This window comes from Nitrosospira multiformis, assembly GCF_900111585.1.
In the GTDB taxonomy this organism is placed as follows: domain Bacteria; phylum Pseudomonadota; class Gammaproteobacteria; order Burkholderiales; family Nitrosomonadaceae; genus Nitrosospira; species Nitrosospira multiformis_B.
Genome location: NZ_FOHI01000002.1, coordinates 362,428 through 377,900 on the forward strand (window position 1 = coordinate 362,428; position 15,473 = coordinate 377,900).

10 protein-coding genes, 2 tRNA genes and 3 rRNA genes are annotated in these 15,473 nt (G+C 52.5%); 8 read left to right on the forward strand and 7 right to left on the reverse strand.

Annotated features, from left to right (window positions below):
• Positions 1–238 precede the first annotated feature (238 nt).
• The 8 genes from BMW46_RS04715 (at position 239) to BMW46_RS04750 (ending at position 8,454) form a co-directional block, all read left to right on the forward strand.
• Positions 239–859 carry a superoxide dismutase gene (locus BMW46_RS04715; protein ID WP_074705700.1) on the forward strand — a complete coding sequence of 207 codons (621 nt, stop codon included), beginning with the start codon at positions 239–241 and terminating at the stop codon, positions 857–859.
• Positions 860–876: 17 nt separating this feature from the next.
• Positions 877–2,088: a tyrosine--tRNA ligase gene (tyrS, locus tag BMW46_RS04720; RefSeq protein WP_074705332.1), complete on the forward strand. Its 1,212-nt coding sequence runs from the start codon at positions 877–879 to the stop codon at positions 2,086–2,088.
• Positions 2,089–2,563: 475 nt separating this feature from the next.
• Positions 2,564–4,099, forward strand: a 16S ribosomal RNA gene (locus BMW46_RS04725).
• Positions 4,100–4,223: 124 nt separating this feature from the next.
• Positions 4,224–4,300 (forward strand) — tRNA-Ile (locus BMW46_RS04730).
• Positions 4,301–4,307: 7 nt separating this feature from the next.
• Positions 4,308–4,383: transfer RNA gene (locus tag BMW46_RS04735), tRNA-Ala, on the forward strand.
• Between the two features lie 370 nt (positions 4,384–4,753).
• Positions 4,754–7,643, forward strand: a 23S ribosomal RNA gene (locus tag BMW46_RS04740).
• Between the two features lie 125 nt (positions 7,644–7,768).
• Positions 7,769–7,881, forward strand: a 5S ribosomal RNA gene (gene rrf / locus BMW46_RS04745).
• The 16S, 23S and 5S rRNA genes sit together here with 2 tRNA genes alongside, the layout of an rRNA operon.
• A 138-nt stretch (positions 7,882–8,019) precedes the next feature.
• Complete coding sequence (locus BMW46_RS04750) at positions 8,020–8,454, forward strand: quinol oxidase (protein ID WP_074705335.1); 435 nt, start codon at positions 8,020–8,022, stop codon at positions 8,452–8,454.
• A gap of 111 nt (positions 8,455–8,565) precedes the next feature.
• Here BMW46_RS04750 and BMW46_RS04755 read toward each other — a convergent pair whose 3' ends face one another.
• The 7 genes from BMW46_RS04755 to BMW46_RS04785 all read right to left on the reverse strand — a co-directional run bounded on the left by BMW46_RS04755 (position 8,566) and on the right by BMW46_RS04785 (position 15,407).
• Positions 8,566–9,648, reverse strand: coding sequence for a sulfate/molybdate ABC transporter ATP-binding protein (locus BMW46_RS04755; protein WP_074705337.1), 1,083 nt, complete (start codon positions 9,646–9,648; stop codon positions 8,566–8,568).
• Complete coding sequence (cysW, locus tag BMW46_RS04760) at positions 9,645–10,526, reverse strand: sulfate ABC transporter permease subunit CysW (protein WP_074705339.1); 882 nt, start codon at positions 10,524–10,526, stop codon at positions 9,645–9,647. The genes BMW46_RS04755 and cysW overlap by 4 nt, the downstream gene beginning before the upstream one ends.
• Positions 10,527–10,542: 16 nt before the next feature.
• A complete protein-coding gene (gene cysT / locus BMW46_RS04765) occupies positions 10,543–11,379 on the reverse strand; it encodes a sulfate ABC transporter permease subunit CysT (protein WP_074705342.1) in 837 nt (278 codons plus the stop codon).
• 1 nt (position 11,380) lies between these two features.
• Entirely contained in the window at positions 11,381–12,274 is an 894-nt protein-coding gene (locus BMW46_RS04770) for an EAL domain-containing protein (protein ID WP_074705345.1), read from the reverse strand.
• A 94-nt stretch (positions 12,275–12,368) separates the two neighbouring features.
• Positions 12,369–13,361, reverse strand: coding sequence for a sulfate ABC transporter substrate-binding protein (locus tag BMW46_RS04775; protein WP_074705347.1), 993 nt, complete (start codon positions 13,359–13,361; stop codon positions 12,369–12,371).
• 61 nt (positions 13,362–13,422) lie between these two features.
• The gene (locus BMW46_RS04780; RefSeq protein WP_074705350.1) at positions 13,423–15,063 is read right to left on the reverse strand and encodes an alginate export family protein; all 1,641 of its coding nucleotides are present in this window, start codon (positions 15,061–15,063) and stop codon (positions 13,423–13,425) included.
• Positions 15,064–15,185: 122 nt separating this feature from the next.
• On the reverse strand, positions 15,186–15,407 hold the full coding sequence (locus BMW46_RS04785; protein WP_081355673.1) for a YezD family protein: 222 nt from the start codon (positions 15,405–15,407) through the stop codon (positions 15,186–15,188).
• Between the last annotated feature and the right edge of the window lie 66 nt (positions 15,408–15,473).

Below are 15,473 nucleotides of genomic sequence, written 5' to 3' on the forward strand. Positions count from 1 at the left end.
CGCTGGGTAGGTATTCCTGTTTTCAGATATACTTGCCCTCATAAATATAATTCTCCCTGCAAGTGCATTACGAAATGGAACTGAAAACTCTGGCTCCGTTTTTATCCGTATCCTCGGCTCTATTTTGCGGGAGATGACCAGTATGTCAGGTATCAGGATGCGCTGATCTCTTGTCAAAGTTTCAGAGGAAAGCGCGGCACCGATCAAATTTTTATGTCACCACATGGGAGTGAAAACAATGAGCAATCAAAATACCGGAAGCGCCCCGTATGTTTTGCCACCTTTACCCTATGCAGATAACGCACTGGACCCCGTCATTTCGGCAAATACGCTTGGCTTCCACTACGGGAAACATCACAAGACATATGTCGATAATCTCAACAAGCTGGTTGCAGGTACAGATCTGGCGGATATGTCTCTGGAGGAGATCATCACTTCCACGGCGGGCAAGGCAGACAAGGTAGGAATTTTCAATAACGCTGCCCAGGTGTGGAACCATACCTTTTACTGGAACAGTTTGTCGCCCAAGGGCGGTGGTGAGCCACCCGCGTCGCTGAAGCAAAAAATCGAGACTGCTTTCGGCAGCGTGGAGGTTTGCAAAAAGGAACTGGCAACGGCAGCCACAACCCAGTTCGGCAGCGGATGGGCATGGCTGGTAAACGATGATGGCGACAGGTTGCAGGTGATAAAGACGGGTAACGCGGATCTGCCGCTCACAAAAGGAATGAAGCCACTCTTAACGATCGATGTCTGGGAACACGCCTACTACCTTGATTACCAGAACCGGCGCGCGGATTATGTCAATGCCGTGCTCGACAAGCTGATCAACTGGGGCTTTGCCGCTGACAACGATAAATAATACCGCGACCTGCTGATGTGACGATACCAATTTCAGAACAAGTCGAAATCATCAAGCGTGGTTGCAGTGAGCTTTTGCTGGAAGACGAACTGGAGCAGAAGCTTGCCCTGAATCGTCCACTCAGAATCAAGGCTGGATTCGATCCTACAGCACCTGACTTGCATCTGGGTCATACCGTTCTGCTGAATAAAATGCGCCATTTACAGGATTTAGGGCATCACGCCCTATTCCTGATTGGCGACTTCACAGGCATGATCGGCGATCCCAGCGGCAAGAATACCACGCGCCCCCCACTTACCCGTGAGCAGGTAGCCGAGAACGCGAAATCCTATCAGGACCAGGTGTTCCGCATACTCAAACCTGAGCAGACCGAGGTGGTGTTCAACTCCGCATGGATGGATAAGCTGAATGCCGCTGATCTGATCAAACTGGCTGCCACTCATACAGTCGCGCGTATGCTGGAGCGGGACGATTTTGGCAAGCGCTACCAGAGCAACAAGCCCATTGCCATTCACGAATTTTTATACCCGTTGATTCAAGGCTATGACTCGGTCGCGCTCCACGCAGATATCGAACTGGGAGGCACTGACCAGAAATTCAATTTGCTGATGGGACGGGAGTTGCAGAAACACTTCGGGCAAGCGTCGCAATGCGTCATCACAATGCCGCTTCTCGAAGGACTGGACGGCGTCAATAAAATGTCCAAGTCTGCCGGCAACTACATCGGAATCACCGAGAGTCCGGGGAACATGTTCGGCAAATTGATGTCTATTTCCGATGAATTGATGTGGCGGTATATTGAGTTATTGTCGTTCGAGCCGCTGCGCGTTGTTCGTCAGTGGCAGCAGGATGTAGGGAATGGACGCAATCCTCGCGACATCAAGGTCCTGTTTGCCCAGGAGATCGTTACCCGCTTTCATAGCAGGCAGGATGCCGAGGCCGCTCTCGCAGATTTTGAATCACGCTTCAGGCGGGGAGGTATCCCGGATGATCTGCCGGAAAACATACTGCAGGCTGGAAAAGAGGGATTGCCGATAGCGCAGTTGCTCAAACAGACCGGACTCACTGCCAGCACCACCGAAGCCTTGCGCATGATCGAGCAAGGGGGTGTAAAATTGAATGGCGAAAAGGTGAGCGACAAAACTTTCCGGCTGCCTTGTGGTCAAACGGTGGTAGTGCAGGTGGGCAAGCGGAAGTTTGCCAGAGTAAGAATCTCCGAAGAAAAATAAAAAAGTTATCAAAAACCTTGACCGGGTATCTGGCGTCTGTATAATGCCGGCTTTCGCGTGATCGAGCAAGGTGGTGTAAAATCGAATGGCGAGAAAGTAAGCGACAAAACTTTTAAGCTGCCTTGTGGTCAGATGGTGATAGTGCAGGTAGGCAAGCGGAAGTTTGCCAGAGTAAGAATCTCCGAAGAAAAATAAAAAAGTTATCAAAAACCCTTGACCGGGCATCTGGCGTCTGTATAATGCCGCCTTCGCTAGCTAACATTAGTAACAAAGTTTGTTAGCCAGCATCGCTCTTTAAAAATTTACAGCCGATAGGTGTGGGCACTTGAACGGGACATACGGCTGTTTCGCCTTTCAGGCGAAACAGTCAGTTCCAAGAATCGAAGTGCTCGCACAACGTACCAAGATTCTGATCATCCCGATCGCTCGGGAGAAACAGAATCAAATAACGTCAAGCGAGAGTTTTACCAGTATTGAACTGAAGAGTTTGATCCTGGCTCAGATTGAACGCTGGCGGCATGCTTTACACATGCAAGTCGAACGGCAGCACGGGGGTAACCCTGGTGGCGAGTGGCGAACGGGTGAGTAATGCATCGGAACGTATCCTTAAGTGGGGGATAACGCACCGAAAGGTGTGCTAATACCGCATAATCTCCGAGGAGAAAAGCAGGGGATCGCAAGACCTTGCGCTTTTGGAGCGGCCGATGTCTGATTAGCTAGTTGGTGAGGTAAAGGCTTACCAAGGCGTCGATCAGTAGCTGGTCTGAGAGGACGACCAGCCACACTGGGACTGAGACACGGCCCAGACTCCTACGGGAGGCAGCAGTGGGGAATTTTGGACAATGGGGGAAACCCTGATCCAGCCATGCCGCGTGAGTGAAGAAGGCCTTCGGGTTGTAAAGCTCTTTCAGCCGGAACGAAACGGTCACGGTTAATACCCGTGACTACTGACGGTACCGGAAGAAGAAGCACCGGCTAACTACGTGCCAGCAGCCGCGGTAATACGTAGGGTGCGAGCGTTAATCGGAATTACTGGGCGTAAAGCGTGCGCAGGCGGTTTTGTAAGTCAGATGTGAAATCCCCGGGCTTAACCTGGGAACTGCGTTTGAAACTACAAGGCTAGAGTGTGGCAGAGGGGGGTGGAATTCCACGTGTAGCAGTGAAATGCGTAGAGATGTGGAGGAACACCGATGGCGAAGGCAGCCCCCTGGGTTAACACTGACGCTCAGGCACGAAAGCGTGGGGAGCAAACAGGATTAGATACCCTGGTAGTCCACGCCCTAAACGATGTCAACTAGTTGTCGGGTCTTAACGGACTTGGTAACGCAGCTAACGCGTGAAGTTGACCGCCTGGGGAGTACGGTCGCAAGATTAAAACTCAAAGGAATTGACGGGGACCCGCACAAGCGGTGGATTATGTGGATTAATTCGATGCAACGCGAAAAACCTTACCTACCCTTGACATGTGCCGAAGTCCGCCGAGAGGTGGGTGTGCCCGAAAGGGAACGGCAACACAGGTGCTGCATGGCTGTCGTCAGCTCGTGTCGTGAGATGTTGGGTTAAGTCCCGCAACGAGCGCAACCCTTGTCATTAATTGCCATCATTCAGTTGGGCACTTTAATGAAACTGCCGGTGACAAACCGGAGGAAGGTGGGGATGACGTCAAGTCCTCATGGCCCTTATGGGTAGGGCTTCACACGTAATACAATGGCGCGTACAGAGGGTTGCCAACCCGCGAGGGGGAGCTAATCTCAGAAAGCGCGTCGTAGTCCGGATCGGAGTCTGCAACTCGACTCCGTGAAGTCGGAATCGCTAGTAATCGCGGATCAGCATGTCGCGGTGAATACGTTCCCGGGTCTTGTACACACCGCCCGTCACACCATGGGAGTGGGTTCCACCAGAAGCAGGTAGTCTAACCGCAAGGAGGGCGCCTGCCACGGTGAGATTCATGACTGGGGTGAAGTCGTAACAAGGTAGCCGTAGGGGAACCTGCGGCTGGATCACCTCCTTTCTAGAGAAATTCCTGTTTGAGTGCCCACAACCTATCGGTTGTTTAGAAAAGCAAGGCTAGGGGGCTAAGGAAATAGGCTTGAGAACCACAAAAGGCCCATCTCTTTGTTTCCAGGCTCTGTTCAGGGTCTGTAGCTCAGTTGGTTAGAGCACACGCTTGATAAGCGTGGGGTCGGTGGTTCAAGTCCACCCAGACCCACCAACTAAAAGGGGGTGTAGCTCAGATGGGAGAGCACCTGCTTTGCAAGCAGGGGGTCATCGGTTCGATCCCGTTCACCTCCACCAATCAGAAAAGCAATTACCTAATTAGAAGCCAGAAGTAAACGGAAAGGTTTACTTCTGGTTTTTAACCAGCGGCTGTATTTCGGGAACATTCAGGTTTTCGGGTTGTTTTATTCAACTTTGAATTCCTCGTATTTGTTCCTGACGTTCTTTAACAATCTGGAAGAAGTAAATATTTCGTATCGACGGATGCGTTGCCCGTGAGGCTACGTTTTCCCGAGAAACGGAATAATGGGTTAGATTGTATCGACGTATCGCATTTTTAGTCGGATGCGATGCGAAGCAAACACCTGTAACCACCGGTTTGGAAGATGAAAAGGAGTCAGTTTTTCGATGATATCCGCTTCGGCTTCTAAAGCCCTTAAGGTTATAGGATCAAGCGAATAAGTGCATGTGGTGGATGCCTTGGCGATTACAGGCGATGAAGGACGTGGAAGCCTGCGAAAAGCTTCGGGGAGCTGGCAAACAAGCTTTGATCCGGAGATGTCCGAATGGGGAAACCCGGCCCGCAAGGGTCAACCTTGGCTGAATATATAGGCCAAGTGTGGCGAACCTGGTGAACTGAAACATCTAAGTAGCCAGAGGAAAAGAAATCAACCGAGATTCCCATAGTAGTGGCGAGCGAAATGGGAGCAGCCTCCAATTTTTAGCACTCGAACTAGTCGAACCGTCTGGAAAGTCGGGCCATAGTGGGTGATAGCCCCGTAGGCGAAAGTTTGAGTGTGGAACTAGGATTGGGACAAGTAGGGCGGGACACGTGAAATCCTGTTTGAATATGGGGGGACCATCCTCCAAGGCTAAATACTCGTAATCGACCGATAGTGAACCAGTACCGTGAGGGAAAGGCGAAAAGAACCCCGGGAGGGGAGTGAAATAGATCCTGAAACCGCATGCATACAAACAGTGGGAGCGGACTTGTTCCGTGACTGCGTACCTTTTGTATAATGGGTCAGCGACTTACATTCAGTAGCGAGCTTAACCGTATAGGGGAGGCATAGCGAAAGCGAGTCTTAATAGGGCGATTAGTTGCTGGGTGTAGACCCGAAACCAGATGATCTACTCATGGCCAGGATGAAGCGGGGGTAACACCTCGTGGAGGTCCGAACCCACTAATGTTGAAAAATTAGGGGATGAGCTGTGGGTAGGGGTGAAAGGCTAAACAAATCTGGAAATAGCTGGTTCTCTCCGAAAACTATTTAGGTAGTGCCTCACGTATCACCTTCGGGGGTAGAGCACTGTTATGGCTAGGGGGCCGTTTAGGCCTACCAAACCATGGCAAACTCCGAATACCGAAGAGTGCGAGCGTGGGAGACAGACATCGGGTGCTAACGTCCGGTGTCGAGAGGGAAACAACCCAGACCCTCAGCTAAGGTCCCAAAGACACAGTTAAGTGGCAAACGAAGTGGGAAGGCTAAAACAGTCAGGAGGTTGGCTTAGAAGCAGCCATCCTTTAAAGAAAGCGTAATAGCTCACTGATCGAGTCGTCCTGCGCGGAAGATGTAACGGGGCTCAAACTGTGCACCGAAGCTAGGGATTTACACGCAAGTGTAGATGGTAGGAGAGCGTTCCGTAGGCCTGCGAAGGTGGCTTGTAAAGGCTGCTGGAGGTATCGGAAGTGCGAATGCTGACATGAGTAGCGATAAAGGGAGTGAAAGGCTCCCTCGCCGTAAGCCCAAGGTTTCCTGCGCAACGTTCATCGGCGCAGGGTGAGTCGGCCCCTAAGGTGAGGCAGAAATGCGTAGCTGATGGGAAACTGGTTAATATTCCAGTACCTTTGTTCAATGCGATGTGGGGACGGAGAAGGTTAGCTCGGCCGGGTGTTGGATGTCCCGGTTGAAGCGTGTAGACGTGCTGCTTAGGCAAATCCGGGCGGCTTAGTTGAGGCGTGATAACGAAACACCCTTCGGGGTGCCAAGTGAGTGATACCCTGCTTCCAGGAAAAGCCACTAAGCTTCAGTTGAACGAAGACCGTACCGCAAACCGACACAGGTGGGCGGGATGAAAATTCCAAGGCGCTTGAGAGAACTCAGGAGAAGGAACTCGGCAAATTGACACCGTAACTTCGGGATAAGGTGTGCCCTCTGTACGTGTAGCGCCTCGCGCGTGAAGCGGAAGGGGGTTGCAAAAAAATGGTGGCTGCGACTGTTTAATAAAAACACAGCACTCTGCAAACACGAAAGTGGACGTATAGAGTGTGACGCCTGCCCGGTGCCGGAAGGTTAAGTGATGGGGTGCAAGCTCTTGATCGAAGCCCCGGTAAACGGCGGCCGTAACTATAACGGTCCTAAGGTAGCGAAATTCCTTGTCGGGTAAGTTCCGACCTGCACGAATGGCGTAACGATGGCCACACTGTCTCCTCCTGAGACTCAGCGAAGTTGAAATGTTTGTGAAGATGCAATCTCCCCGCGGCTAGACGGAAAGACCCCGTGCACCTTTACTGTAGCTTTACATTGGACCTTGACAACATCTGTGTAGGATAGGTGGGAGGCATTGAAGTGGGCTCGCTAGAGCTCATGGAGCCAACCTTGAAATACCACCCTGGTGTTGTTGGGGTTCTAACCTGGGTCCATTATCTGGATCGGGGACCGTGTATGGTAGGCAGTTTGACTGGGGCGGTCTCCTCCCAAAGTGTAACGGAGGAGTACGAAGGTACGCTAGGTACGGTCGGAAATCGTGCTGATAGTGCAATGGCAAAAGCGTGCTTGACTGCGAGACTGACAAGTCGAGCAGATGCGAAAGCAGGTCATAGTGATCCGGTGGTTCTGTATGGAAGGGCCATCGCTCAACGGATAAAAGGTACGCCGGGGATAACAGGCTGATTCCTCCCAAGAGTTCATATCGACGGGGGAGTTTGGCACCTCGATGTCGGCTCATCACATCCTGGGGCTGTAGCCGGTCCCAAGGGTATGGCTGTTCGCCATTTAAAGTGGTACGTGAGCTGGGTTTAAAACGTCGTGAGACAGTTTGGTCCCTATCTGCCGTGGGCGTTGGAAGTTTGAGAGGACCTGCTCCTAGTACGAGAGGACCGGAGTGGACGCACCTCTGGTGTACCGGTTATGACGCCAGTCGTATCGCCGGGTAGCTAAGTGTGGAAGAGATAACCGCTGAAAGCATCTAAGCGGGAAACTCGCCTCAAGATGAGACTTCCCGGGGGTTAAACCCCCCTAAAGGTTCGTCGAAGACTACGACGTTGATAGGTCGGGTGTGGAAGCGCAGTAATGCGTTAAGCTAACCGATACTAATTGACCGTGCGGCTTGATCCTATAACCTTAAGCAAGAACAAGGTGTTTAGCAGATACAATCATTCCCATTTACTTCTTCAAGATTGCGGTTTTCGATAGAAGCCAGAGTTGCTCATTGCTTTTGTCGGATGCCATTAAAAGTTACGCTTGGTGGTCATAGCACTTTGGACCCACCCCTTCCCATCCCGAACAGGGCCGTGAAACGAAGTCGCGCCGATGATAGTGTGTTTTCACATGCGAAAGTAGGTCACTGCCAGGCACCTTATAGAAAAAAGCCCCGACTCGCGAGAGTCGGGGCTTTTTTGTTGATACGTGGGAATCAGCTTATATTGTGCAAGTTTCCACGGTCGAATTTCAGTGTCAGATGACAAGGAAATCATCAGGCGATGAACTCATCATGAAACTACAGGGGTTTTTATTCCCCCGATTTTTATCCCTGTTACTGGCACTGGTGATCAGCTTCACAGCCGGAGGTGTCGCCGCGCAGTCAGGGAATGAACCCTATCGGGCAGCGATAGGCAGTGATGGCGTGCAACACGTGAACATTCTGGCGGGCGACTATTTTTTCCGTCCCAGGCACATCATCGTCAAAGTCAACGTGCCTGTAATGCTTGTCGTTCGAGTAGAACAGGGCGTCATCCCTCACGGCCTGGTGCTAAAAGTTCCCAAAGCGAATATCTCGATCGATGAAGATCTTGGCCGTGAGTCTCAAACATTCACTTTTACCCCAACTGCGTCAGGCAAATATGCTTTCTATTGTCCAAAGAAGCTGCTCTTTTTCAAGAGCCATAGGGAGCACGGGATGGAGGGGATTCTGGAGATTGTCGAGTAGCCGACGTGGATTGCGGCTGTCCTCATGCGGCTTCGCACGGACTGCCGTTCTCCTCTTGTTCCAGGAAACGGTATCAATACCGTCAATCCGTAACCTGATAAGTCAAGCCTGTTAGTGTAGCTGCGCCGGAAAGAGATCGAAACGGGAAGGTTTGATGAAAACCTGATCGCCTTGCGTCAACTGCAGTTCCCGAAAGCGCTCCCTGCTGATTTCGACTTCGATCAATTCCTTATCTTTGCCGTCATCGCGCCTCAGCTGGAGGCGAACGACCGGGCCCACCGAGAGAATGTGGGACACATGCGCGGCAATTGCTCCCTTCCCATTCAAGGCATTGTCCACCTTATCCACATGGATGTCATGCGGACGCACATAGGCCACCGCTGAGAGCTCTTCGGCCTCGGTATGCTCCGGCGCATCGATTTCGATTCCCCCTATCCAGGCGCGACCGCGATGGAGCCGCCCATGGAAAAGATTCACCTTGCCCAGGAACTTGTACACGAACGGGCTTGCCGGGTGCTCGTATACCTCATCTGGGCTACCGATCTGCTCGATGCGACCTTCGTTCATGACTACGACCCGATCCGCGACCTCCAATGCCTCTTCCTGGTCATGGGTGACGAACACACTGGTGATGTGCATCTCATCGTGAAGTCTTCTAAGCCATGAACGCAGTTCCTTGCGCACCTTGGCATCCAGCGCCCCGAATGGTTCGTCGAGCAGTAGAACCTTAGGTTCCACAGCCAATGCCCGTGCCAGGGCGATTCTCTGGCGTTGCCCTCCCGAGAGTTGATGGGGGTAGCGGTCTGCCAGCCAGTCGAGTTGCACCAGTTTCAGCAACTCATGTACGCGTTGCTGAATCTCTGCTGTGGAAGGCCGGAATCTTTTCGGACGTACACGCAGACCGAAGGCTACGTTTTCGAAAATGGTCATGTTCCGGAACAGGGCGTAGTGCTGGAATACAAAGCCAACCTGTCGCTCACGGACGTGCTGATCTGTTGCGTCTTCGCCCTGGAACAGCACCTGGCCGGTATCCGCTGCTTCCAGTCCCGCAATGACACGCAACAGGGTCGTTTTCCCTGATCCTGAAGGGCCGAGCAGCGCGAGCAGTTCGCCAGACTTTACTTCCAGGCTGACATCACGTAGCGCGGAAAATGTCCCGAATTGTTTGGAAAGATTACGAATTTCTATGCTCATTCTTGTATTCCTGTGGTTTCCGGTTTTTCCCCGGTTTTTGATTCAATGATAGTCTTCAATGCCAAGGTGACCAGTGCGAGCAGTGCGAGCAGCGACGCCACGGCAAAGGCGGCCGCGAAGTTATATTCGTTATAAAGAATCTCGACATGCAGCGGCAAGGTATTGGTGCTTCCCCGGATATGCCCGGATACCACCGATACTGCACCAAACTCTCCCATTGCGCGCGCATTACAAAGGATGACACCGTAAAGCAGGCCCCATTTAATATTGGGAAGCGTTACACGGAAGAATATCTGCCAGCCGTTCGCCCCGAGTACCACGGCCGCTTCTTCCTCTTCGGCCCCCTGGGATTGCATCAGGGGAATCAGTTCGCGTGCAATAAAGGGAACAGTGACGAATATGGTCGCTAGTACGATGCCGGGCACCGCAAAGATAATCTTGATGTCTTGTTCTGCCAGCCATGGCCCCAGCCAACCCTGCAAGCCGAAAATAAGCACATAGATGAGCCCGGACACGACAGGTGAAACCGAAAAAGGCAAATCGATGAGCGTGACCAGCAGGTTTTTGCCGCGAAACTCAAACTTGGCAACTGCCCATGCTGCCGCTACGCCGAATACCAGATTAAGCGGAACTGCAATGGCGGCTGCGGTCAAGGTAAGCTGAATGGCGGACACCGCATCCGGCTCGGTAATTGCGGCAATGTAAACATCCCAGCCTTTCCTGAGCGCTTCGTAGAAAACCGATATCAGCGGTATGAAGAGAAAGAGTGTAAGAAAGACCAGCGCAAGCCCGATCAGGGGCCGACGCACCCACGCGGATTCCTCGATGGGGCGCACGCGACCGGAAGGGACGGGCAACGGAAGAGCAATAGCAGTCATCAGGATATCCTCATGCTCATACTGACGATGAACTCCGGCTGCGACTCCACCATTGCAGCAGGTTGATGATCAGGAGCAACACGAAAGAAATCACGAGCATGACCACGGCGAGCGCCGTAGCGCCTGCATAGTCGTACTGCTCGAGCTTGGTAATGATCAGGAGCGGCGTGATTTCGGAAATCATCGGCATGTTGCCCGCAATAAAAATAACGGACCCGTATTCCCCGATCGCACGGGCAAAGGCAAGCGCAAAGCCGGTTATCACTGCCGGAAAAATGGCGGGAAAAATGACTCGCAGGAATGTCTGCAAGCGGTTCGCGCCGAGCGTAGCCGCTGCTTCTTCCAGTTCAGGTTCGAGGTCTTCCAGCACAGGTTGCACCGTTCGTACTACAAATGGCAATCCGATAAACGTCAGCGCCACGAAGACCCCTGCTGGCGTAAAGGCGACCTTGAGGCCAAGCGGCTCCAGATACTGACCGATCCACCCGTTCCCCGCATAGAGCGCTGTCAGGGCAATACCCGCTACCGCGGTGGGCAGGGCAAATGGAAGGTCTACGAGCGCATCAATCAGCTTCTTTCCTGGAAAGTGGTAACGTACCAGCACCCACGCAACCAGGAGTCCGAATATCGCATTAACCAGCGCCGCTGCGAATGAGGCGCCAAATGTCAACCGGTAGGAAGCCAGTACTCTTGGTGTCATCACCACATTCCAGAATTCAGGCAATGTGAGCTCTGCAGTGCGAACAAATGCCGCGGAGATTGGAATCAGAACCATCAGGCTCAGATAAAGCAACGTAAATCCAAGCGCGAGGTTGAATCCGGGCAGAACGCTGTGTTGTCTGAACGTGCCCATTTCAGATTCCCGCCGCGTCGATATAGTGTTGAAGCGTTCTGACGTTTCCGGGGGAAGCCTCCGCGCTCAGGTACCTTGTTGCCGTAGCAGGTAGAAGCAAGTCAAACTCAATCGCCTGCGCCGGGATACCGAGAAAGCGGCCCTGGAGAAGATCAACGCCTGCGCGAACAGCTCCTGTCAATTGCCGTGCTGTTTCGATCTCACGGAACAAAACCTGCGCGCCAAAGTGATGAATAGCATCCACCAAGGGTCCTGCATCCCCCAGCCTTTGAAGAACCGAGGCTTCCAACCGCACTACGTCCGGGTACAGTGGATACAGGCTGGCAAGTTCCGCTACCCAATCGTCGCCGACATCGTTGTGATTGATCGCTATGCGATAGCCGTGCGAGCGGTAATTGCTGATCACGTGTTTGAGCAGCTTCCAATTGCGGTTCACTTCAGCCGGAATTTCGATTACCACCCGGGAAGTCTCTACGCCGATGATGTCGAGGATTCTTTTGAACGCTCGCCCATGATCATCCTTCACGGCTTCAAGAAGGCGTGGCTGTACGGTAACAAAAAGATTGCCCTCATGAGAGCGCCCACTGAAGTAGTTAAGCACGTGCACTGCGCGGCACAGTCGGTCAAAACGTACCAATGGAGCGTCTCCTTCCCCGAGAGACAGGACTTTCCAGGGCGATAATGGATTTTCCTCATTCATGACAGAACGGATATAAGCTGCATGTCCTGCCACACTACGTGTTTTTGCATCGAATACCGGCTGAAATATGCTTGACAGCGAGCAGTTGAAAAAATGCCCCATGATGAAACCATTCTCCGCTCGAGTCACCGCATAATCGGTTGCCTCCTGGATGCGCGCCAATTCATCCTTTTCCTGTGATGAAGAAATGCTCACTTTCTATCTCCTTTCAAAAATTTCCTGGACGTCAATTTCCTGAATGTCAGCATGGTGTTTTGTAGTTTTCAGTGCAGACAGTACACTTGTGCTGTTATTTCTGGTAAATCTGATCAAAAGTGCCGCCATCGGCAAAGTGAAGCTTGTGCGCGTTCTTCCAGCCTCCAAACGCATCGTCGATCCTGAACAGCTTGATGCGGGGAAACTGACTTGCATATTTCGCCGCAATCGCGGCATTGGTTGGACGATAGAAATTCTTCGCGGCAATCTCCTGACCTGTGTCTGAATAGAGATACCGGAGATAGGCTTCCGCGATGGTACGGGTACCCTTCTTGTCGGCCACCTTGTCTACCACCGCGACCGATGGTTCGGCAAGAATGCTGATGGACGGGGCCACAATTTCAAATTTATCGGGTCCGAGTTCCCTGATAGCGAGGAATGCTTCGTTTTCCCAAGAAATGAAGACATCACCGATGCCGCGCTCCACAAATGTCGTGGTTGAGCCGCGCGCACCCGAGTCCAGCACAGGGACATTCCGGTAGAGCTTCGCTACGAACTCCTTCGCCTTGGCATCGTCGCCGTATGTTCGCTTGCCGTATTCCCACGCGGCGAGGTAATTCCAGCGGGCACCCCCCGAGGTTTTCGGATTGGGGGTGATTACGGCGACGCCGGGCTTGACCAGGTCGTCCCAGTCTTTGATGTTCTTGGGGTTGCCCTTCCGGACCAGCAGTACGATGGTTGAAGTGTAAGGCGTGCTGTTATGCGGCAAGCGCTTTTGCCAGTCCGCCGGCAGCAGGCTGGCTTTTTCCGCGATTTCATCGATGTCCTTCGCCAGCCCGAGTGTCACGACATCAGCATCAAGCCCGTCGATGACAGAGCGTGCCTGTTTCCCGGAGCCGCCGTGAGACTGTTTTACGGCTACTTTTTCTCCGGTCTTGCTCTCCCAATGCTTCGTGAATGCCGAATTGAACTGCTGATACAGCTCGCGAGTCGGGTCATAGGACACATTCAATAATGTTTTATCTCCCCAGGCATTGCCTCCCCACAGGAGGATTGCGGTAAGGCTCGTCGTTATCCATGCTTTCATTTTCGTATTCTTCCTTTAGGCAAAGTGAAGCCAGTAAGTGAAATCAATAAGTGTCAAATAATCAAAATGCGCTCAATACAACTTCAACGTAAAAAAAGTCCGAACCCCCCGGGCTTCTACCCAAAGCTGCTATTTGCCGGTTGCGCACAAATTCCCCGCTCGTGAAATGCGAATAACCGATGGTCGTGTCGATGTGTTTCGCCAGCTTGTAGCGTGCCCGGATGTCGAAATTATGTCCGATAAAATCACCGCTGCTTCCGGTCGCATCCCGATTGGAAAAGCCTCCTCCGTTACTTCCATTGCCTCTGAAGAGGTTATTGAGGCGGTCGGTATCGCTGGCCAGCCAGTACCAACTGTAACCGCCATCGATCCGCAGGTCCTTGAACGGCTGGAACTCGAGCTTTATCTTGGGGGATTTGATATTCTCGAAAACGATGTAATCGTCCGCTGACCACGGCCGCGCGAAACCGAAGAACCGTTCGAAGCGGTTATTTACGTTGTCATTGGGATTGCGATCGCCGCTGGCATAACCGTAAAAGGCGCTGATACGGGGTTTCCACGCGTGTTTGAGCGTATAGCCCAACTCGGTGATGTATGCATGGGCCTGATGTTCCTGCGTGCCATTCCGCCCGAACTGGTAGATCAGGTTGAAATCGAAGTCCAGGCCCGTATCGCCTATCTTGCCGTATCCCCTCAGGGCGGGTGAATGAATATGACGGTCGATCTCGCCCGTCTTGCTGCCGTCTTGCGTCAGCCCCATATAATAGGGCTGGAGTGTGATGAAATCCGACCATTTGCGCCAATGGCCGATGGCGCCGTAGAACCATTGGTTCTCGATGCGCTCGTCAAACTCCGTCAGCAGCCGTTGAACAGGCTGGTAGGCCCATAAGTCCCCCTCCCAATCGTTGACTTCCTGTCCCAGGTTGATGCGAAAACCTTCGAAGGTATTGGTCGTATTGCGCCATTCATTGCGGCCGATCAGACGCCGGTCCAGCGCTTCATAGGCCATGCGGCCAACGCGCAACCTGAGCGGGCGCTGCTGTTTCAGGTCGTCTTGACCCAGCGCGCCCTTGAAATACAATTCGGCATAGGCCTGGATGAGTTCGTGCTCATTGAAATCACGATCATCGGGTGGAAAATGGCCGTTGTAGCGGCGGGAATCCTGGAATTCCACCGCGCCGCGCAGTGGATCGAATATTTCGCGGATTCCGAAGTAGGCGCGGGAGCGCAGCAGGAAGGGCTGGTCCAGCCTGAGTTCGGTGCGCCGGATATCGTTGCTGCGGAATTCGTAGCGGGTACGATGATCAATGCCCACATCCAGCCAGTAGATGTCCTTGAAAGCTTCAATCCCGGTTTTGCTCAGGGTGCGCACATAGCGCGGCGGATCGGATTCGGGCTGGGTCGAGTAGCTGCTGGAAGGCCTGAAGTAGCCCGTCGATTTTTTTTCCTCCTTTGTTGCCGCTGCTGCTGTTTTTCCAGCTGATATATTTCCAGCTGGTGTTGCATCTGATTTGTTGCTTGCTCCCGAGGGATCGGCCTTTTCTTTTTCTTCAACAGGGACAGCACCATTCTGAGCAAACCTGTTTTCCTGTTCCATCATTTTGAATTTTTCGGTGTCAATCGTGTTTGCATCTGCCTGAGCTCCGCTCCATGGCAGTATCGTGAGAGCAAACGCAATGACTGTTCCCAGATAAAACTTCATTCCTCTCTCCTGTCTCGTCCTTCCGGTTGCCCGGTCAAGGACAGATGTAATCTGTTTTATTTGGCCTCCAGTCATTTGGTCGGCTTTTATGCCTGCGGCTTTCCGCTCTTGCATTATTCCCTTCACTTTCTCTGGCCGGCCTCGGTACGCACCATCCGGATTTTTTCCCGGCACTCTATCTGGGTAATCTTGCCGTCATGAATTACCACCTCCACCGAGCCATATTCGATATTTGCAATGGCATACAGAATTCGTTGTTTAACGTCCACGGGTATCCGTCTGCCGGATTGTCCGGACCCATAATGCTTTTCTTCCAGCTCAATAATTTCAGGGGTGGCCGACATGGTCAAAACGGTTGCGGAGTTTCTGGAAGCGACACGTTACCAGTGCCGTTTTATAATTCAAACTAA

Excerpts from the sequence above, each read along its gene's own strand:
- BMW46_RS04715 (WP_074705700.1), top strand. The coding sequence starts at position 239 with ATGAGCAATCAAAATACCGGAAGCGCCCCGTATGTTTTGCCACCTTTA.
- BMW46_RS04750 (WP_074705335.1), top strand. The coding sequence starts at position 8,020 with ATGAAACTACAGGGGTTTTTATTCCCCCGATTTTTATCCCTGTTACTG.
- BMW46_RS04755 (WP_074705337.1), bottom strand. The coding sequence starts at position 9,648 with ATGAGCATAGAAATTCGTAATCTTTCCAAACAATTCGGGACATTTTCC.
- cysW (WP_074705339.1), bottom strand. The coding sequence starts at position 10,526 with ATGACTGCTATTGCTCTTCCGTTGCCCGTCCCTTCCGGTCGCGTGCGC.
- cysT (WP_074705342.1), bottom strand. The coding sequence starts at position 11,379 with ATGGGCACGTTCAGACAACACAGCGTTCTGCCCGGATTCAACCTCGCG.
- BMW46_RS04775 (WP_074705347.1), bottom strand. The coding sequence starts at position 13,361 with ATGAAAGCATGGATAACGACGAGCCTTACCGCAATCCTCCTGTGGGGA.
- BMW46_RS04780 (WP_074705350.1), bottom strand. The coding sequence starts at position 15,063 with ATGAAGTTTTATCTGGGAACAGTCATTGCGTTTGCTCTCACGATACTG.
- BMW46_RS04785 (WP_081355673.1), bottom strand. The coding sequence starts at position 15,407 with ATGTCGGCCACCCCTGAAATTATTGAGCTGGAAGAAAAGCATTATGGG.